This is a genomic window from Mesorhizobium sp. M0028 (assembly GCF_040323855.1).
Lineage (GTDB): Bacteria > Pseudomonadota > Alphaproteobacteria > Rhizobiales > Rhizobiaceae > Mesorhizobium.
Window position 1 is genome coordinate 137,277 of sequence record NZ_JAMYVG010000009.1, and the last position, 19,817, is coordinate 157,093.

The 19,817-nt window shown below is 63.7% G+C and carries 16 protein-coding genes; 9 read left to right on the plus strand and 7 right to left on the minus strand.

Features of this window, described 5'->3' with window-relative positions:
• Positions 1-141 precede the first annotated feature (141 nt).
• The 6 genes from NKJ93_RS18675 to flaF all read right to left on the minus strand — a co-directional run bounded on the left by NKJ93_RS18675 (position 142) and on the right by flaF (position 6,279).
• Positions 142-387 carry a MoaD/ThiS family protein gene (locus NKJ93_RS18675; RefSeq protein ID WP_023675441.1) on the minus strand — a complete coding sequence of 82 codons (246 nt, stop codon included), beginning with the start codon at positions 385-387 and terminating at the stop codon, positions 142-144.
• Complete coding sequence (locus NKJ93_RS18680) at positions 387-2,651, minus strand: xanthine dehydrogenase family protein molybdopterin-binding subunit (protein WP_352590622.1); 2,265 nt, start codon at positions 2,649-2,651, stop codon at positions 387-389. The genes NKJ93_RS18675 and NKJ93_RS18680 overlap by 1 nt, the downstream gene beginning before the upstream one ends.
• 2 nt (positions 2,652-2,653) lie before the next feature.
• Positions 2,654-3,130 (minus strand): (2Fe-2S)-binding protein, encoded by a 477-nt coding sequence (locus NKJ93_RS18685; RefSeq protein WP_023720228.1) that lies wholly within the window; start codon positions 3,128-3,130, stop codon positions 2,654-2,656.
• Complete coding sequence (locus NKJ93_RS18690) at positions 3,130-3,990, minus strand: FAD binding domain-containing protein (protein ID WP_352590625.1); 861 nt, start codon at positions 3,988-3,990, stop codon at positions 3,130-3,132. Before NKJ93_RS18690 ends, NKJ93_RS18685 begins: the two co-directional genes overlap by 1 nt.
• Positions 3,991-4,127: 137 nt before the next feature.
• The gene (locus NKJ93_RS18695; RefSeq protein WP_352590627.1) at positions 4,128-5,771 is read right to left on the minus strand and encodes an MFS transporter; all 1,644 of its coding nucleotides are present in this window, start codon (positions 5,769-5,771) and stop codon (positions 4,128-4,130) included.
• 172 nt (positions 5,772-5,943) lie between these two features.
• Positions 5,944-6,279 carry a flagellar biosynthesis regulator FlaF gene (flaF, locus tag NKJ93_RS18700; protein WP_352481979.1) on the minus strand — a complete coding sequence of 112 codons (336 nt, stop codon included), beginning with the start codon at positions 6,277-6,279 and terminating at the stop codon, positions 5,944-5,946.
• Between the two features lie 525 nt (positions 6,280-6,804).
• On the opposite strand from flaF, the gene NKJ93_RS18705 reads away from it, so the two are divergent.
• Positions 6,805-7,992, plus strand: a complete 1,188-nt coding sequence (locus NKJ93_RS18705; RefSeq protein ID WP_352590630.1) for a TMEM43 family protein — start codon at positions 6,805-6,807, stop codon at positions 7,990-7,992.
• A 21-nt stretch (positions 7,993-8,013) separates the two neighbouring features.
• On the opposite strand, the gene NKJ93_RS18710 is transcribed toward NKJ93_RS18705, so the two are convergent.
• Entirely contained in the window at positions 8,014-9,045 is a 1,032-nt protein-coding gene (locus NKJ93_RS18710) for a histone deacetylase family protein (RefSeq protein ID WP_352590633.1), read from the minus strand.
• A gap of 141 nt (positions 9,046-9,186) precedes the next feature.
• On the opposite strand from NKJ93_RS18710, the gene NKJ93_RS18715 reads away from it, so the two are divergent.
• The 8 genes from NKJ93_RS18715 to NKJ93_RS18750 all read left to right on the plus strand — a co-directional run bounded on the left by NKJ93_RS18715 (position 9,187) and on the right by NKJ93_RS18750 (position 19,797).
• Complete coding sequence (locus NKJ93_RS18715) at positions 9,187-10,854, plus strand: amidohydrolase (protein WP_352590635.1); 1,668 nt, start codon at positions 9,187-9,189, stop codon at positions 10,852-10,854.
• 139 nt (positions 10,855-10,993) lie between these two features.
• Positions 10,994-12,094 carry an ABC transporter ATP-binding protein gene (locus NKJ93_RS18720; protein WP_352590638.1) on the plus strand — a complete coding sequence of 367 codons (1,101 nt, stop codon included), beginning with the start codon at positions 10,994-10,996 and terminating at the stop codon, positions 12,092-12,094.
• Positions 12,094-13,023 (plus strand): ABC transporter permease, encoded by a 930-nt coding sequence (locus NKJ93_RS18725; protein ID WP_352590641.1) that lies wholly within the window; start codon positions 12,094-12,096, stop codon positions 13,021-13,023. Before NKJ93_RS18720 ends, NKJ93_RS18725 begins: the two co-directional genes overlap by 1 nt.
• Entirely contained in the window at positions 13,016-13,828 is an 813-nt protein-coding gene (locus tag NKJ93_RS18730; protein ID WP_352590644.1) for an ABC transporter permease, read from the plus strand. The genes NKJ93_RS18725 and NKJ93_RS18730 overlap by 8 nt, the downstream gene beginning before the upstream one ends.
• 42 nt (positions 13,829-13,870) lie before the next feature.
• Complete coding sequence (locus NKJ93_RS18735; protein ID WP_352590647.1) at positions 13,871-14,899, plus strand: extracellular solute-binding protein; 1,029 nt, start codon at positions 13,871-13,873, stop codon at positions 14,897-14,899.
• Between the two features lie 62 nt (positions 14,900-14,961).
• Positions 14,962-16,158 carry a serine hydrolase domain-containing protein gene (locus NKJ93_RS18740; RefSeq protein WP_352590650.1) on the plus strand — a complete coding sequence of 399 codons (1,197 nt, stop codon included), beginning with the start codon at positions 14,962-14,964 and terminating at the stop codon, positions 16,156-16,158.
• A gap of 24 nt (positions 16,159-16,182) precedes the next feature.
• Entirely contained in the window at positions 16,183-17,364 is a 1,182-nt protein-coding gene (locus tag NKJ93_RS18745; protein WP_352590653.1) for a serine hydrolase domain-containing protein, read from the plus strand.
• A 120-nt stretch (positions 17,365-17,484) separates the two neighbouring features.
• Positions 17,485-19,797 carry a Tex family protein gene (locus NKJ93_RS18750; protein WP_352590655.1) on the plus strand — a complete coding sequence of 771 codons (2,313 nt, stop codon included), beginning with the start codon at positions 17,485-17,487 and terminating at the stop codon, positions 19,795-19,797.
• Positions 19,798-19,817: the final 20 nt, after the last annotated feature.

The window sequence follows — 19,817 nt, forward strand, 5'->3', positions numbered from 1 at the left end:
TCTGTGATTGACACAGAAGCAGTCATCGAAAAGGAGCCAAACTCGCCGGCTGAACTGGCCAAGAATTCTCGTGGATAGCCAAGGTTTTTCTCGAGCCTAGGCCAAGTCTTGGTCGTCGATGGTAGGGACACGGTTGTCCAGTTATCCCCCGGCAAGACGCGGCAGCAGGAATATCTCCGCCCCTTCCGGCAGTTCCTTCGACCAGGTGTCGCGATAGATCGTCCCGTCGATGGCGACGGCGATGCCGCGATCGATGTAGGGCTCGAGGCCGGGATACTGTTCAGCCAGCTTCCTGAACAGCTCCCGAATATCCTTCGCCTCGATCTCGACCTTGCTCTTGCCTCCGGCGATCGCGCCGAGCGATCCCCAGAGCGTTACTTCAACCATCAGCCTTCCCGTTCCGCCTCGATCGCCGCCAGGATGCGCGGCGGCGACATCGGTATATGCGCCATGCGCACGCCGACCGCGTTCGAGACTGCATTGGCGATCGCCGCCAGCGGCGGCACGATCGAGGTCTCGCCGACGCCGCGCACCCCGTAGGGATGGTTAGGGTTGGGGATCTCGAGGATCTGTGTGTCGATCATCGGCAGGTCCGAGCAGACCGGGATGCGGTAGTCCAGGAAGCCAGGGTTCTGCAGCCGCCCGTCCTTGCCGTAGATGTACTCTTCGTTGAGCGCCCAGCCGATGCCTTGCGCGGCACCCCCCTGGTACTGCCCCTCGACGTAGGTCGGATGCACCGCCTTGCCGGCGTCCTGAACGACGGTGTAGCGCAGCACCCTGGTGAAGCCGGTCTCCGGATCCACCTCGATATCGCAGATATGGGTGGCGAAGGAGACGCCGGCGCCGTCGGCGACGAGCTCGCTGTGGCCGGCGATCGGTCCGCCCGTCTTTCCGGAAGCGGCCGCGATCTCCTTCAGCGACAGCGCAGCAAGGTTGCCGTACTTCTCGCCCCTAGCGATCGCGTGGCCCTTTTCCCAGACCACGTCGTCGACCGGGATGTCCCACGTCTGCGCGGCGCGATCCCGCAGGATCTTGATGGCGTTGCGAGCGGCGGAGATCGTCGCCATCGAAGACGAGAAGGTGCCGCGGCTGCCGTCCGTCATATCGTTGTAGCCGAGGCTGGAGGTATCGGCGACCACCGCCTTGACCTGCTCATAGGGGATACCGAGCTCCTCTGCCGCCACCAGCGAAAGCGAGGCGCGCGAGCCACCCACGTCAACGGTTCCGACGGCAAGCGAGACCGAACCGTCCATGCCGATGTTGAGGTCGGTGCAGGTCTGGCCACCGAAGTTGAACCAGAAGCCGCAGGCCATGCCGCGGCCCTGGTTCTTGCCGAGCGGCGCCTTCATGTGCGGATGGCTCTTCGCCGCCTCCAGCGTTGGGCCGATGCCGATCGGGCCGTATACCGGGCCGTAGGACGATCTGGTGCCTTCCTGCGCCGCGTTCCTGATCCGGAACTCGACCGGGTCCATGCCGATCTCCTTGGCCAGCTCGTCGACCGCGCTTTCCACCGCAAACGCCGCCATCGGTGCCGACGGCGCGCGATAGGCCGCCGTCTTGGGCCGGTTGACCAGCACTTCGTAGCCGACCGTCTTGACGTTCTCGAGCTTGTAGCAGGCAAAGGCGGTCATGGCGCCGATCTCAGCCCACATGCCGGCATAGGGGCCGCAGGAATAGCGCAGCGTGGCCTCGGCCGCCGTGATCGTGCCGTCCTTACGGGCGCCGATCCTGACGTCGATCGAGGTGGCGCTAGTCGGGCCGGAGGCGCGGAACACCTCGTCGCGCGTCATGACCAGCTTGACCGGCCGGCCGGCTTTGCGCGACAGCGCCAGCGCCACCGGCTCGGCCCAGACATGGGTCTTGCCGCCGAAACCACCGCCGATCTCCGACGAGGTGACGCGCAGCTTCGAGGCCTCCATGCCAAGCAGCTGGGCGCAGTGCTGGCGATAGACGAAATGCCCTTGCGTGCAGACCCAAAGATCGGCGGTGCCGTCGGAGCTGACATTGGCCACGCAGGCATGCGGCTCGATATAACCCTGGTGCGTCTGCTCGGTCTTGAAGGAGCGTTCGACGACGAAATCGGCGTGGCCGAAACCTTCATGGATGTCGCCATGGCCGTACTGGGTGCGCTTGGTGACGTTGGAAGGCTTGACGGGCTTTTGCTCAAGGCCCTCGGTGAAGATGGCGTCGTTGAGCACGGGTGAGGAGTGCTTCATCGCCTCGTCGACGTCGGTGACATGCGGCAGCACCTCGTAGTCGACCTCGATCAGCTTCAGTGCCTGCCTCGCCGTGCGGGCATCGACCGCAGCGACCGCGGCCACAGCATGGCCGTCGTAGAGCGCTTTCTTGCGCGCCATGCAGTTGTCGAGGATGTCGTACATGGCGGCATCGCCGTCGGTGAGGTCGGGCAGGTCGGCCGCGGTGATCACCGCCTTGACGCCGGCGAGCTTCTCCGCCTTCGACGTGTCGATCTTCCTGATCGTGGCATGCGCATGGGGGCTTCTGAGAACGCGCCCGACCAGTTGCCCGGCCATGTTGAAGTCGGCGCCATAGCGTGCGCGGCCCGTCACCTTGTCGACGCCGTCGGGACGGATGGGGCGCGTGCCGACAGAGGTGAAATTGCGTCCGGAGTAACGTGGATCGAAATTCATCGTCATGCTCCCTTCATCACGCTCGCGGCGTCCTGAACGGCACGCACGATCTTGTCATAGCCGGTGCAGCGGCAGAGGTTCCCGGCGAGGCCGAAGCGGATCTCCTCCTCGGTCGGATCGGGGTTCTTGGCCAACAGGTCCTTGGCCGCCATGAGGAAGCCCGGCGTGCAGATGCCGCATTGAAGCGCGGCGTGTTCCAGGAATTTCTGCTGCAGCGGATGCAGCTTGTCGCCATGCGCCATGCCCTCGATGGTTTCGATGCGCCGCCCTTCAGCCTCCGCGCCGAGCACCAGGCACGAGCACACCAGCCGGTCGTCGAGGATGATGCTGCAGGCGCCGCAGTCGCCGGTGCCGCAGCCTTCCTTGGCGCCCGTCAGCCCCAGGCGATCGCGCAGGACATCGAGCAGCGTCTCGTCCGGCTGGCAAAGGTACTCGACATTGTCGCCATTGATTGTCGTTGATACTGCCACACCAGCCATTATTTGCCTCCTGCACGTGCATAGGCGGTCGTGGCGGCCCGCTTGGCCAGCACACCCGCAACTTTCCGTCTGAATTCGATAGTGCCTCGCTTGTCGTCGATCGGACGACAGGCCCCCGAGCAGACCTTGGCGAGCCTTTCCAGCGTGGCTTCGTCCAGCTTGGAGCCGATGAGAACCTCGGCGGCCTCCTCGACCAGAATCACCGTCGGCGCCACGGCGCCCAGCGCCAGGCGGGCGAATTTGACGCGACCTTGCTCATCGAGCATCAGGTTCACGCCGGCGCTTACCACGGCGATGTCCATCTCCGTGCGCGGAATGAAACGCAGATAGGCATCGCCCGAACGCGGCAGACGTTTGTCGAGCAGGATTGCCTCGATGATCTCGCCCTTGGTCAGCGACGTCTTGCCCGGCCCAGTCGGTACCGCTTCCACGGCAATCGTGCGCCTGGCTCCCGGGCCGACGACCACCGCCTTGGCGCCAGCGGCTACCAGCGCCGGCACGCTGTCGGCGGCCGGCGAGGCGTTGCACAGATTGCCGACGATGGTGCAGCGTCCCTGCACCTGCTTCGAGCCGATCAGGTTCGCAGCTTCGACGACGCCGGGCCATGCGTTCTTCAGGGCCTTGCTCTCGCCCAGCACCGCGCAGGGGACCGCCGCGCCGATGCTGAAGCCCTCGGCTGTTTCCCTGATCTCGCCAAGCCCGTCGATCGCCTTGATGTCGACGATCAGGTCGGGTTCGATAAAGCCGCCTTTCATTCTCACCAAGAGGTCGCTGCCTCCGGCAAGGATGGCGGCCGTGCCGGCTGAGCCGGCCAACAGGCCGGCGGCGTCTTCAATTGAAAGCGGACGTATGTAACGCATCGTCTCCCCTTAGTGGTCATAATCACATCAACTGATATAAACCGTCTCTCCACAATGGCCATCCCATTCGTACATTCGCGGATTGGGCCAGGCGTAGCAATTTCATTTGCTCGTCCAACTGGACGCCGCGCCGGCCACTAATGCTCGATCGGTCCCTTCGGCATCACCAGCGCCGTGCCGGCTGTCGTCGGCCGCTCGATCATGCGGCGGACGCGGGGTGGCTCGTTGCCGCTGTGCAGGGCCCTTATGCGCTCGCCGATGACCGCGTCGGCGTAGGTGGCTCGCCTGTTGTGGCGGATATATTCGACCCAGGTTGGCGTGTGGTAGTGCTCGATCCATATCGAGGGATTTTCGAGATCGCGCGCCAATGTCCAGTTGCGGGCGCCGTCACGACGGCGGATGCGGCCCCGTTCGGCCATGGTGGCGAGGAATTCCGGCACGTCCTCGTTGCGGATCACGTATTCGATCATGATGGCGATGGGACCACTGCGCGGCTTGAGATCAAGCGCCAGATGCGGCTCCTGGAAGCGGTTAAGCGGATCGAGGTTGAGCACGGCCTGCTGCGGCAGCGGCAGCAGCAGGCCAATGGCGCCTCCCGCCAGCATCGCGACGCTGGCCGCCATCAGGGCGACTTCGGCGCCATGGGCGTCGGCAACGACGCCCCAGACCCAGCTGCCGAGCGCGATGCCGCCGAAGGTTGCGGTCTGGTAGACCGAAAGCACGCGGCCGACCACCCAGCGCGGTGTCGACATCTGCACGGTGACATTGAAGTGCGAAAGCGCTGTCACCCAGCAGGCGCCGCCGACCAGCAGGCCGAGTGAGGTCTGCCAGGCATTCTCGCTGACGGCGGCATTGAAGGCGCAGACAGCGAAACCGGCGAATGCCATGCGCACCATGGTTTCGCTGGACAGCAGCTGCCGCAGCCTGACGCTGGTCAGCGCGCCGCCGACGGCACCGATGCCGAAGGCGCCGAGCATGATGCCGTAGCTCAGCGCATCGCCCTTGACGACGTCGCGCGCGACCAGCGGCAGCAGCGCCAGGACCGCGCCGGCGCTGAAGCCGAAAGCCGAGCTCCTGACCAGCACCTTGCCGATATTGGGCGACATCGCGACGTAGCGCAGGCCGGCGCCCATTGCGGCGCCCAGCGTCTCGCGCGGCAAAGTCGATGCCGGCAGTTCCGGTCTCCAGCGGGCCAGCACGACGATAAGGCCGACATAGCTCAGCGTGTTGACGGCAAAGGCCGCGGCGGCGCCTGCGGCGGCAACGATGATGCCGCCGATCGCCGGGCCGACGCTGCGCGTCAGGTTGAAGCCCATCGAGTTGAGCGCGATCGCCGCCGGCACCTTGGGACGGGGCACCATGTCGCCGACCGAAGCCTGCCAGGACGGGCTGTTGAGCGCGGTGCCGCTGTCGATCAGGAAGGTGAAGGCGAGCAGCGTCCACGGCGTCATCAGGTCGAGATAGGTGAAGACGGTGAGAAGAGCCGAGACGGCGAGCATGAAGATCTGCGCGATCAGCATGATTTTGCGCCGGTTGAAACTGTCGGCGATGGCGCCGGCCAGCAGCGCGAAGAGCATGATCGGCAAAGTGGTAGAGGCCTGGACCAATGCGACCTGGTAGGACGAGGTAGCGATCGTAGTCATCATCCAGGCGGCACCGACGCCCTGGATGAGGCCGCCGAAATTGGAGACGAGGCTGGCGGACCACACCGCCCGGAAGATGCCGTGCCGGAACGGCGCCAGCGCCGAGGCGCTTTCGCTTTCCGGTGTGTCGTCGTTCATCGATGCTTTCCCGGGCTCAAATGCGTTTGTTCTTGCGATGAATCGGCCCCTCAAGCCATGGATTCAAAAAATAGAACATCACAGCGCAAAGGGCGAACGCATTCTCGAGAAAGATCATGGTCCAACAACAAGATAGCGAGCGCGGAGCCCGTCCGCGCGCGCCATAGCGGGCTCACTGCATGCCGTCCCTGACGATCGCCGCCACTTCGATCAAGCCTTCGAAATTGTCGGTGCGGCCCTGGCGGATGTCTTCGGTTTCGCGCAGCAGCCACAAACCGATCGAGATGAGATTGGCGCGCAGCTCCGTGGGCAGGGCGCTGTCGCCAGAGCGGAGATCTTCGACGAAGGCGGTCCAGACGCGACTGGTGAAATGCAGGGCCTCGGCCGCTTCCAGCGAATCGCGGCCAGCCGCCATCGCCGCCAACAGCATGTGGATCGAACGGCTAAGAAGCTGCCGATGCCTGGCCCCGGCAGCGGTCTGCATTTCGGCTCGGGGGAATTGATACATCGTTGCTGCTCTACCGCTCCGTCGGCGTTGTCAGGTCAGGAAACTCAACAGATCGAGTTGCGAGATTTGATCCAGATGCTGGCATCGCCAGCTGCCGAATACGCATCACTTCACCAGGGACACCACCACGCGACGCCGCGCACAAAAATCGCACCTGTTGCAGGGAGCGCGAATCCGGCTCCGGAATGGTTCCGGAACATGAGGTTTTGGTGGTCGCCGCGCCCCCGAGGAACGGCTGATTCGGCTACAATCTAACCGTAGACGAATCCGACATCAAACGCGATTTGACTGAAACGAATTCCATCGGTCGGGGCGCTCCGAGGGTACATTTTCGAAGCGCCCGTGTGCTTTGCGGCGGTCGGATCCAACTGCAAGTGTGCCGTATCGGCAATTCGTCGATTGCGATAGGCTCCTGTTGTCGGGACGGATGGGGCGTCTGTCTCGGTTTGGCGTAACGCCGGTTGCATGCCACTGCGCGACAGAGCGCGGATTCGTGAAACTGGCTTTGGGGAATTGGGGGAAACAATGGGCGATTCAATTCAGGAAATAACGTCCGTCTCGTGGTTCGGGCGGATCAAGCGCGCGGTCGGCGGGATCGTTTTCGGCTTGCTCTTGATCGTGCTGATGGTGATCGGCCTGTTCTGGAACGAGGGTCGCGCCGTGCAGACGGCGCGTTCGCTGGCCGAGGGATCGGGCGCGGTGATCTCGGTTGGCGCCGATAGCATCGATGCTGGCAATGACGGCAAGCTTGTCCATGTCACCGGGGCGGTGACGGCGAGCGGCGGCCTTGCCGATCCGGACTTTGGCATTTCGGCGCAAGGATTGCGGCTGTCGCGCAGCACCGAGATGTACCAGTGGAAAGAAGAACAGAAATCCGAGACGACGAAGAAGCTTGGTGGCGGCGAGGAGACGGTGACAACCTACAGCTATTCGAAAGTGTGGGACGACAGCCAGATCAACTCGTCGGAGTTCAAGAAGCCGGACGGCCATGAGAATCCGCCGATGGAGATACACAGCAAGAGGTTCCAGATCCCGGACGGCAAGCTCGGTGCCTTCACGCTCGACCGGCCGGTGCTGGACCTGATCGGCGGCGACAAGGAATTTTCACTGTCACCGGACCAGTCGGCTACCATCGATGCCGCCTATACCGGCACCAAGCGGGTCAACATCGTCGACGGAAAGATCTATCTCGGCTTCAACACCACGTCGCCGGCGCTGGGCGACTATCGCATTGGCTACGAGCTGGCGCCGCTCGGCCTGGTCAGCGTCGTCGCGCGCCAGGCAGCGGGCGGGTTCGAACCCTACCAGACAAAGGCCGGCGACCAGTTGCTGATGGTCGACATCGGCAATGTGCTGGCGGAAAAGATGTTCGCCGACGCGGTCAGCCAGAACACGCTTATCACCTGGCTGCTGCGCGCCGCCGGCCTGCTGCTGTTGGCCATCGGCTTTGCCCTGCTGCTCAGCCCGATTGGCGTCGTCCTCGACATTATTCCTTTGCTCGGCAGCGTGGCGCGGATGGGCACCGGCATCATTGCCTTTTTCCTGGCGATCCTGGTCGGCACGACGACGATGGCGATCGCCTGGTTCTGGTACCGGCCGGTGCTGGCGGCAGGCATCCTGGCCGCCGGCGTCATCGCGGCGGCGGCGGTCTATTATCTTGGCCGCTCGCGCGGGCAGGCCGCACCGCTTGCCACGCCGAGCGCCGCTACATGATTGCAGGCACCGGCGGCACTTCTAGCGGTCCTCGAAGCCGGTCAGCACGCCGACGGCGTTGACGCCGATCTCCTCGACGGCGTAGCCGCCTTCCATGACGAACAGCGTCGGCAGGCCGAGCCTGGCGATGCGGCGGCCGATTCTGGGATAGTTTTCCGTTTTCAGCTTGAACTGGCTGATCGGGTCCTTCTCGAAAGTGTCGACGCCGAGTGAAACCACGACGACGTCAGGAGCATAAGCCGAAAGCCTCGTGCAGGCCTCCTCGAGTGAGGCGTTCCACACGTCCCAGCCGGTGCCGAAGGGCATCGGATAATTGTCGTTGAAGCCTTCGCCGTCGCCCTCGCCGCGTTCGTCGGCATGGCCGAGAAAGAACGGATATTCGGTCATCGGATCGCCATGCAGGTTCAGCACCTGCACGTCGCCGCGGCGATAGAATATCTCCTGGGTGCCGTTGCCGTGGTGATAGTCGATGTCGAGGATCGAAACGCGCCCGGCGCCATGGTCGCGAAACCATTGCGCGGCGACGGCGGCGTTGTTGATGAAGCAATAGCCGCCCATGAAGGCCGCCCCTGCATGGTGCCCCGGCGGGCGGCACAGCGCGAAGGCGGAAGGCTCACCGGCCTTGACCAGCGCGGCGGCTGTCAGCGCGACATCATAGGACGACTTGATAGCGTCCCATGTGCCTTTGACAAAAGTCGCGCCGCCGTCGAAGGAGTAGAAGCCGAGCAACGCATCGATGCCTTTCGGGCGCACGTCGTCGCGCAGGCCGCGCGTCGGCCAGGTGAAGGGAATGGCCGAACCGGTGCGGCCCGACGCTTCCCAGAGCGGCCACACGGTCGGCAGGAAATCGATGTAGTCGCTGGCATGAACCTTCTTGGCGGCGGCGAGGTCGTGACTTTCCGGTGACAGGATCGGACCGAGCTTTTCGCTCTCCACCCGCGCCCTGATGAACTCGGCGCGCGAGGGCTTTTCAAAAGCCGGCACGATGGCGCCGGCGATCAGTTCGACATTGCCGGAATGGCCGGCATGGAGAGGCGAAAAAACAGTCTTCATGAAATCTTTCCGTGGTGAGACGCGGCGACCCTAACCGTCCTGCATGGCCCTTCACAAGGCGCTGGGCCAACCAGCCATGGCTTGCTGGCGCGGCAGCCGGTCGTCTAGCCTGCCGGCAGCGCAACCAAACCGTGGGAAATCATGAGTTCAAATGCCGACCTGATCGTCACCAATGCCCGCGTGCTGACCATGGATGAAGGCAATCCGACGGCCGAAGCGGTGGCGATAAAGGACGGCAACATCCTGGCGGTTGGCGATCGCCGGACGATCGAGGCGCTGAAAGGGCCGGCCACGAAGGTCATCGATGCGCAAGGCGGGTCGGTGGTGCCGGGCTTTATCGAAGCGCATATGCATCTTTTCGGCGGCGCGGCCGAACTCGACAATCTGCACCTTCAGGGCGTGCATGGCTTCGATGCGCTGAGCGACGCGATCCGCGCCTACGCGGCGGCACGGCCGAACGCCAAATTGCTGCTGGGGGCCGGCGTCGACTACACTATCCTTTCCAAGGAAGAGCCGGTCACCCGCCATCATCTCGATCGCATCATCGCCGACCGGCCGTTCGCGATGTCGGCTTCCGATCACCACACGATGTGGGCCAACACAAAGGCGCTGGAACTGGCTGGCATCCTGCACGGCAACCAACTCGGTCCCGGCAACGAGATCGTCATGGGAGCGGATGGCCTGGCGGCGGGCGAATTGCGCGAGGGCGAGGCGTTCGGGCCGATCCTCGAGCTTTCCGGGCAGAACCGCGTGCGGCTCGGCCTTGCGACAGGCGGCGAGCCCGAGCCGTACCCTTCCGCCGCCGAAGTCGCTGCCGATCGCGACCTGATGCATCGCGGGTTGGAATGGTGCGCCCGCCACGGCATCACCTCGATCCAGAACATGGACGGCAATTTTTACCAGCTCGAGCTGCTAGCCGGGCTGGAACAGGAAGGGCGGCTGCTCTGCCGCACCAAGATACCTTTTCATTTCAAGAATTTCATGACGCTCGACGTGCTGGAAAAGGCATCGAGCATGGCCAACTCCTACCAATCGGAATGGCTGTCGTCCGGCATGGTCAAGATGTTTTACGACGGCGTGCTGGAAGGCTGGACCGCGGTCATGGTCGACGACTATGCCGACCGGCCGGGCTGGCGCGGTGAGCCGCTGTTTACGCCCGAGCATTTCGCCGAGGTGGCGCTGGAGGCCGACCGGCGCGGCCTGCAGATCGCCGTGCATTCGATCGGCGACGGCGCGGTGCGCGCGGTTCTCGACGGTTACGAGGCGGCGCAGCGGAAGAACGGCAGGCGCGACAGCCGGCACCGGGTCGAGCACATCGAGGTCACCACTGCCGCCGACGTGCCGCGCTTCGCCGAACTCGGCGTCATCGCCTCGATGCAGCCGCCGCACCCGCCCGGCGCCATGGACTTCCCGCTGGAGCCGACGCTTTCGCGCATCGGCCGCGAAAGATGGCCGCTGAGCTATGCCTGGCGGACACTGAAACAGGCGGGCGCGCATGTCGTCTTCGCTTCCGACTGGCCGGTGTCGCGGGTCGACCCGATCCTGGGCATTCAGGCGGCGGTGCTGCGCAAGCCTTGGGCAGAGGGCGATCCAGACCAGAGCTTCTCGCTAATCGAGGCGCTTGCCGGTTATACGGTCGAAGGTGCCTATGCCGAATTCATGGAGCACCGCAAAGGCCGGCTGAAACCAGGCTATCTGGCCGATCTGGTGGTGCTGTCGGCCGATATCGAGGCAACTGAACCGGGTTTGCTACACAAGGTGCATCCGGTCAGCACCATCTGCGGCGGCAAGATCACTTACCAGGGTTGATGATGACGCTGACGATGGCACGGAGCTTGCATTCTGAACCGAGGTCCAGATGCATGGTTGCCAAGCCGACCGGCATATGCTGACAATCGAATGGGAACTGGATCCGCCATCAAGAGCGGACATGAAAATGGGGTAATGCGTGCCGGATCAGCCGGGTAAGAGTGCAATCGAGGTCCGCGGCGTCCGCAAGGTGTTCGGTACCGGGGACGCCCAAGTCGCCGCTCTCGACACGGTTTCGGTGTCAATCCGCGAGAACGAGTTCTTCACGCTGCTGGGGCCGTCGGGCTGCGGAAAGACGACGCTGCTGCGGCTGATCGCCGGCTTCGATTTTCCCAGCGAAGGCGAAATCCTCCTGCACGGGCACGACATCGCGCCGCTGCCGCCGTTCAAGCGGCCAGTCAACACCGTGTTCCAGTCCTACGCGCTGTTCCCGCACATGACCGTGGCCGAGAATATCGGCTTCGGCCTGGAGATGCTGGGCAAGCCGAAGACCGAAATCAAGGCACGCGTCGCCGAGATGCTGAAGCTGGTCAAGATGGAGGCGCTGAGCGCCCGCCGCACCAGCCAGATCTCCGGCGGCCAGCAACAGCGCGTGGCACTGGCGCGCGCGCTGGCACCGCAGCCAAAAGTGCTGTTGCTCGACGAGCCGTTGTCGGCACTCGACTACAAGCTGCGCAAGGAAATGCAGATCGAACTGAAACGGCTGCAGCACCAGACCGGCATCACCTTCATCTTCGTCACCCACGACCAGGAAGAAGCGCTGACCATGTCGGACCGCATCGCCGTGATGTCGGCCGGCAAGATCCTGCAGGTCGGCACGCCGCGCGATATTTACGACCGGCCGGCCGAGCGCTTCGTTGCCGACTTCATTGGCGAAACCAATTTCCTCAAGGGCACTGTCGTGTCGAAGAAATCCGGTATCGCGATGGTGAAGATCGCCTCCGAAGCGACGGTGGCGGCGGGATTTCCGGAAAACTTCGACCCTTCCGGCGCGGTGACTGTTGTGGTGCGGCCGGAACACGCCGATCTCGTCGCCGATGCCGCCAAGGGCATGGTCTCGGGAACCCTGGCAAATGTCGTCTATTTCGGCACCGACACCCACTATCACGTGAAGCTCGACGGCGGCGACGATTTCATCGTGCGCCACCAGAACAGCCGCTCGGGCGCCGTCTCATTCGAGCCGGGCGCCAAGGTCGGTGTCGTGTTCGAGGACGATGGCGCGCGCATTTTGAGGGATTGATGGCAGTCACGTTTTCCAAGGCGGCGGTATTCGAAGCGGAGGCGGAGAAAGCCACTGCAAGGCGCCACCGCCTGCTTTCGCTACCGGCTTTGGTAATCATCGGCATCTTCGGCGTGCTGCCGCTTCTCATCATCCTCATCTATTCATTTCTCGCCGCAGCACCCTATGGCGGGGTGCAGTGGAAGTTCTCGACAGACGCCTATCTGAACTTCCTGTTCCAGCGCGATATTTTCGACGACACGCTGCAGTTCACGCCGGATTTCCTGATCATCTATTTGCGCTCGTTTCTGTTTGCCGTGGTGACGACGATCATCTGCCTGCTGCTCGGCTTTCCGACCGCCTATTTCATGGCGACGCGACCGCCGGCGCAGCGCAACTGGTGGGTGCTGCTGATGACCATCCCATTCTGGTCGAACCTTCTGGTGCGCACGCTCGCCATCATGTTCATCATCCGCGACGAAGGCCTCATCAACAACGCGCTGATGGCACTGGGGGTGATCGAGAAGCCGATCACCATGCTCTACACCAACTTCGCCATCCAGCTCGGCCTGCTCTATTCGTTCCTGCCGTTCATGGTGCTGCCGCTCTATTCCAGCCTGGAGAAGCTGGATTTCCGGCTGGTCGAGGCCGCCTACGACCTCTACGCGACACGTCGGCAGGTGCTGTGGCGCGTGATCATCCCGCTGTCGCGGCCCGGCATCATCGCCGGCTGCCTGCTGGTCTTCATTCCGGCCCTCGGCGCTTATGTGACGCCGCTGATCCTGGGCGGCGGCATCCATCTGATGATCGGCGATCTCATCGCCCAGCAGTTCGGTTCCGGGCGCAATTGGCCGCTCGGTTGCGCGCAGGCGCTGATCCTGATGGCCGCGGTGCTGGTGGCGCTCTACTTCTATGTCCGCAACACGTCGGGGAAGATGGCGCATGGCTGACCCCCGCAGTGCCGATATCAAGGACCAGCCGGGGTTCCGCTCGATCGCCATCATCTGCCTCTGCGTGCTCTACGCGCCGATCCTGATCCTGATGATCTTTTCGCTGAATACAGGGTCTCTGGTGACGCGTTGGGAGGGCATCGGGTTCGGCTGGTATGGCAGTGCGCTGTTCAACCAGGAATTCCACAACGCCGCCAAGAACACGCTGATCATCTCTGTCACCGCCACGATCGTTTCGACGATCGCCGCGACGCTGGCGGCAATCGGCATGACCCGGGTGAAGCCGTGGCGCGGGCTGTCGGCCGCCTTCATGGTCATCAACCTGCCGCTGATGGTTCCGGAAATCATCACAGCGGTGGCGACGCTCTCTTTCTTTGCGCTGATCGCGGGCACTTTCGGGCTCAATTTCGGCATCGGAAATCTGATCCTCGCCCACACCGTTTTTTGCATTCCATTCGCCTATATGCCGATCCGGGCGCGGCTCGAGGACATGGACCTGACGCTCGAAGCTGCGGCGGCCGACCTCTATGCCACGCCGTGGCATGCTTTCAGGCGCATAACGCTGCCATTGCTGGTTCCCGGCATCCTGTCAGGTGGGGCGCTCGCCTTTATCGTCTCCTTCGACGATTTCACCATCACGCAGCTGGTCGCCGGCCCCGGGCAGACGACGCTGCCCCTCTACATCTGGAACCAGATCAGGCGGCCAATGACGCCGGAGATAAATGCCATCTCCACCATCCTGCTGCTGGTTTCGATCCTGTTCGTCTCAATCTCGTTCCTGATCGCGCGCCGACGCGCCAAGTAAATTATAGGCCAGTGAATCAATGCGAAGGCAAAGGAGAGTGTGATGTCTAGGAAAATGATGGCTGCCGTGTCGACGGCGGCGCTTTTATGGGCGGTGCCTGCGCTCGCCGACGGTGAGCTGCACATCTACAATTGGGGTGACTACACCAACCCGAAGCTGATCGAAAAATTCGAAAAACAGTACAACGTCAAAGTGACGCTGGACGACTACGATTCGAATGAGACGATGCTGTCGAAGGTACGCGCCGGCAATTCCGGCTATGACATCGTCGTCCCTTCCGACTACACCGTGAAGATCATGATCGATGAGGGCCTGCTCGAAAAGACCGAGCCCAATGCGATGCCGAACGGCAAGAACCTCGACCCGCGCTTCGTCGACATCTACTGGGACAATGGCCGTCACTACACCGTCCCGTGGCAATTCGGCACCACTGCGTTCGAAGTCAACACCGACAAATACAAGGGCGACATCGACACGCTGGCGATCCTGTTCGATCCGCCAGACGAGTTGAAGGGCCAGATCAACATGCTCGACGATGTCAACACTGTGATGCATGCGGCCGAGCGCTATGCCGGCGTGCCGCGCTGCGGCGCCGACAAGGCCAATCTGAAGAAGGTCAACGACATACTGATGGCCGCCAAGCCGTCATGGAAGACCTTCAGCTACGACACCATCACCAAGATCACCTCCGGCGACGTGATCGTTACCGAGGCTTGGAATGGCGCAACCTATCGTGCGCGCCAGAAAATCCCGGCGATCAAATATGCCTATCCCAAGGAAGGCATCGAAGGCTGGATGGACAATGTCGCCGTGTTGAAGGGCGCCAAGAATCTCGAAAACGCCAAGCTGTTCCAGGATTTCGTCATGGCTCCGGAAAACGCGGCGCTGATTTCGGAATTCGCCGGCTACGACAACGGCATTGCCGGCAGTCACAAGTTCCTGCCGCCCGATTTCGCCAGCGCGCCGGAAATCAATCCGCCGGCCGATGCACCGGCGGCGGAATTCGTACCGCCTTGCCCACCGGAAGTGGTCGAGATCTACAACAAGATCTGGACCAATTTGCGCAAGTAGCCTTGCTCTAGGATCAGACTGAAGGGAGGCTTCGGCCTCCCTTCCTTGCGCAAGGGGGTTGGATGCAATCTTACCGCAACAGCGAACCGGCGCCGCCGATCATGCAGGGTTCGCCGCCGCAGATGGTTCCGCCGAAGCTCGACTGGGACCGGCCGCCATGGAACCGATGGGCGTTCCAGCATATCCGCGAAATTCTGCCGACCGTCGAAGTCTGGCGCGGCAACGGCCATCGCCACAGGCTGGACCGGGCCGAGGTCGATTTCGATGCGCTGCCGGTGAGCGACAGCACGGGTAAGGCGACGACGCTGGCCGGGCTGCTCGACGAGACCTACACCGACGGGTTCCTCGTGCTCAAGGACGGCAAGGTCGCCTATGAGCGCTACTTCAACGGCATGACCGAGCGCACGCTGCATCTGTCGCAGTCGATGGCGAAGTCGGTCACCGCATCGGTGTTCGGCATACTGGTCGGACGCGGGCTGATCGATCCGGCTTTGCCGGTGACGACCTATCTGCCGGAGCTGGAGGCGACCGGCTGGGCAGGCGCCAGTGTGCAGCATGCGCTCGACATGACGAGCGGGGTGAGCTTTTCCGAGGAATACACCGATCCCTATTCGGACATCGGCCAGGTCGATGTCGCCACCGGCTGGAAGCCGGTGCCGCCGGACAGCGATCCGGCCTTCCGCTGGCCGTCGCACATGTTCGAGCTGATCCTGGGGCTTAAGGAAAAGAGCCGACCGCACGGCGCTGCCTTCGAATACCGCTCGATCGAGACCGACGTGCTTGCCTTCATCATGGAACGGGTGAGCGGCAAGCGCCTGGCGCAGCTGGTCTCGGAAGAGCTCTGGCAAAAGCTCGGCGCGGATGAAAGTGCCTGCTTCACCGTTGACAGCGCCGGTTATGCAGTTGCCGACGGGGGCTTCAACGCCACGCTGCGCGACTATGGCCGCTTCGGCCAGCTGATCCTCGACAATGGCGGCGGCGTCGTGCCGGCCGACTGGATCGAGGCGACGCGCAATGGCAGGCATGGACCGGACTTCAGTCCCAGCCTGCCGGAAGGCAGCTACCGCAACCAGTTCTGGATCGAGGACCCGCGCTCGCGGGCACTGATGTGCCGGGGCGTGTTCGGGCAGCTGATCCATATCGACTGGAACATGAAAATGGTCGTGGTGAAGCTTTCGAGCTATCCGGATTTTACCAACGTCGCCTATTCGGTGGCGACTTTGAAAGCCGTGCACGCGATCGCCGCGGCGCTCGCCTAGAACGCCAAGACCGAAGGAAGCGCCATGACCGGCAAGACCGCGTTCGAAACGAGATATGGCTTTGCCCGAAACCAGGTGCTGCTCGGCAATTGGCGAGAAAGCCCGTTCAGCCGGTGGTCGTTCCAGAATGCCGGCGAGCTGGTGCCGAGCGCTGCCGTGGCGGCAAAGCCGGGCAGCAGCGAGGCGCCGGCGCAGGATTTCGGCGAGCTACTTGGTGAAAAGGTCGCTCTTGCAGGCGGCGCGGAGACTGTCGCAGCTTTTCTCAAGCGCTCCGATACCGACGCGCTGACGATCATGAAAGGCGGCAAATTCGTCGGCGACTGGTTCGCACCGCATATGGAGTTCGGGGCGCGCCACATCGTCTTTTCGATCAGCAAGTCGCTGACCGCGATTGTTGCCGGGATATTGGCAGGCGAGGGGATTTTCGATCCGCAGGCTCCGGTAAGCCGCTATCTGCCCGAAGCTGCCGGCTCGGCCTATGGCGATGCGAGTGTGCGGCACGTGCTCGACATGGGTGTCAGCCTCGACTTCGAAGAGGCCTATCTCGATCCGGAAAGCGCCTTCGCCCGCTATCGCCGCGCCATGCTGTGGAATCCAGGCGGGGGCACCGAGAGCCTGGCCACTTTCCTCATGACGCTGCAGGGCCTGGCCGAGCCGCATGGCCGGACGTTCCGCTACCGTTCGCCCAATTCCGACCTGCTCGGCATCCTGCTCGAACGTGCGTCGGGCCGGCGCTTCGCCGATCTGATGCGCGAGAAATTATGGGAGCCGCTCGGCGCTGTCAGCGAAGCTTCGGTAACCGTGGACATGGAAGGCACGGCGCGTACGGCCGGCGGCATTTCGGTGACGCCGCGCGACCTCGCCCGGGTCGGCGAGATGATGCGGCAAGGCGGCATGGCCAATGGCTGCCGTATCGTGCCGGAGAGCTGGGTGCGCGACACGACCGAAACTGGCGGTGACGCCGAGGCTTGGCAACGCGGCACGATGGCGTTCCTGTTTCCGCGTGGCTGCTATCGCAACAAATGGTACCAGACGGGCGCGGCAAGCGGCGCCTTCTGCGGCATCGGCATCCACGGCCAGTGGCTTTACGTCAATCCGAAGGCCGAAATGGTAATCGCAAAGATGTCGTCGCAGCCGGTACCGGTCGACGATCCGCTCGATCTGGACATGGTTTCCTTCTTCGAGGCGCTGGGCCGGATGGTCTGATCCGATCCAGACAGCCGCGCCTTTCCTGTGGACCTTTCGCCGGGTTGAAAATGGCGCAGTTGGCGCAGCAGTGCTCTGCGCCTATGGTCGCGTCTCTTTTCGACGAACAGCAGGATCGACATGGCATCCGACATCACGCGCATCGCAACCATCATAGCCGCCGAGATCGGCGCCCGGCCCGAACAGGCCGCGGCGGCGATCGGCTTGCTCGACGACGGTGCGACCGTGCCGTTCGTGGCGCGCTACCGCAAGGAGGTCACCGGCGGCCTCGACGACACGCAGTTGCGCGACCTCGCCGAGCGGCTCGCCTATCTGCGCGAGCTCGACGCGCGCCGCGACACCATCGTTGGTTCGATCCGCGAGCAGGGCAAGCTAACGGAAGAGCTTGAGGCAAAGATCGCTGCGGCCATCACAAAGGCCGAGCTCGAAGACATCTACCTGCCTTACAAGCCGAAGCGCCGGACCAAGGCCGAGATCGCACGCGAGCGCGGACTGGGACCGCTGGCCGAGGCCATTCTCGCTGACCGTACGGCCGTGCCGGCCGAATTGGCGCAGGCTTTTGTCGAGGAGGAGGTGGCCGACGCCAAGGCAGCGCTCGAAGGTGCGCGCGATATCCTGTCCGAACAGTTCGCCGAGAATGCCGACCTGGTCGGCAAGCTCCGTGCCTACATGAAGGAACGCGCCTTCCTGCGCTCGCGCGTCGTCGACGGCAAGCAGGAGGCGGGCGCGAAATTCTCCGACTATTTCGACCATGTCGAGCGCTGGGCCAACGTGCCCAGCCATCGCGCGCTGGCCATGCTGCGCGGCCGCAACGAGGAGGTTCTGTCGCTCGATATCGAGGTCGATGCCGACGATGCCTCGCCGGTGAAACCGGTCGAGCGGATGATCGCCGACGCCTACGCCATCGGCCGCCAGTTGCCAGGCGATCGCTGGCTGATGGAGGTCGCCGGCTGGACCTGGCGCATAAAGCTGTCGCTGCACCTGACGCTCGATCTGATGCGGGACTTGCGCGAGCGAGCCGAGGAGGAGGCGATCCATGTGTTCGCCCGCAATCTGAAGGATTTGCTTCTCGCAGCCCCCGCCGGTTCGCGCGCCACGATGGGCCTCGACCCGGGCATTCGCACCGGCGTCAAGGTGGCGGTGGTGGACGGCACCGGCAAGCTGCTGGCGACGACGACGGTCTATCCGTTCCCGCCGAAGAACGATGTCCGCGGCACGCAGGCCGAACTGGCGAAGCTCATCCGGCTGCACAAGGTCGAGCTGATTTCGATCGGCAACGGCACTGGCAGCCGCGAGACCGAAAGGCTGGTGGCCGACATGCTGGCTGATATGCCGGCCGGGTCCGGGCCGAAGCCGCTCAAGGTGATCGTCAGCGAGGCCGGCGCCTCGGTCTATTCGGCGTCGGCAACGGCGGCGGCGGAATTTCCCGGCCTCGACGTGTCGCTGCGCGGGGCGGTGTCGATCGCGCGGCGCCTGCAGGATCCGCTCGCCGAACTGGTCAAGATCGAGCCGAAGTCGATAGGCGTCGGCCAGTACCAGCACGATGTCGACCAGTACCGCCTCGGCCGCTCGCTTGAGGCGGTGGTCGAGGATGCGGTCAATGCCGTCGGCGTCGATCTCAACACGGCGTCGGCGCCGCTTCTGGCGCGGGTTTCGGGTCTCGGCGCATCGCTGGCCGAAGCGATCGTTACGCATCGCGATGCGACCGGCCCGTTCGCCAGCCGCCGCGAACTGTTGAAGGTGTCCCGCCTTGGACCCCGCGCGTTCGAGCAATGCGCCGGCTTCCTGCGCATTGCGAACGGCACCGAACCGCTCGATGCCTCGGCGGTGCATCCGGAAGCCTATGGCGTGGCCAAGAAGATCGTTGCGGCCTGCGGGCGCGACGTTCGCTCGCTGATGGGCGACAGCGCCGCACTCAAGGCACTCGATCCGCGCGTCTTCGTCGACGAGCGCTTCGGCCTGCCGACGGTGCGCGATATCCTGTCGGAGCTGGAAAAGCCCGGCCGCGATCCGCGCCCCGGCTTCAAGACCGCGACCTTTGCCGACGGCATCGACGACATCAAGGATCTGAAGCCCGGCATGCAGCTTGAAGGCACCGTCACCAATGTCGCGGCCTTCGGCGCCTTTGTCGATATCGGCGTGCACCAGGACGGATTGGTGCACGTCTCGCAACTGGCCGACCGTTTCATCAAGGACGCGCACGAGGTGGTCAAGGCCGGCGACGTGGTCAAGGTGCGTGTCGTCGACGTCGATATCAAGCGCAAGCGCATCGGCCTGTCGATGCGCAAGGACGGCGACGGTGGCGCCCCGAAGCCGCGCGACAATGGCAACAGGCCGGTGCCGCGCGCGCCCACGCCCCAACGCCAGCCGGAGCGGCCGGCGCAGCAGGGCGCGTTCGGCGCCGCTTTGGCCGATGCGTTGAAGCGCAAGTAATTCGCGAGCAGGGCTACGCC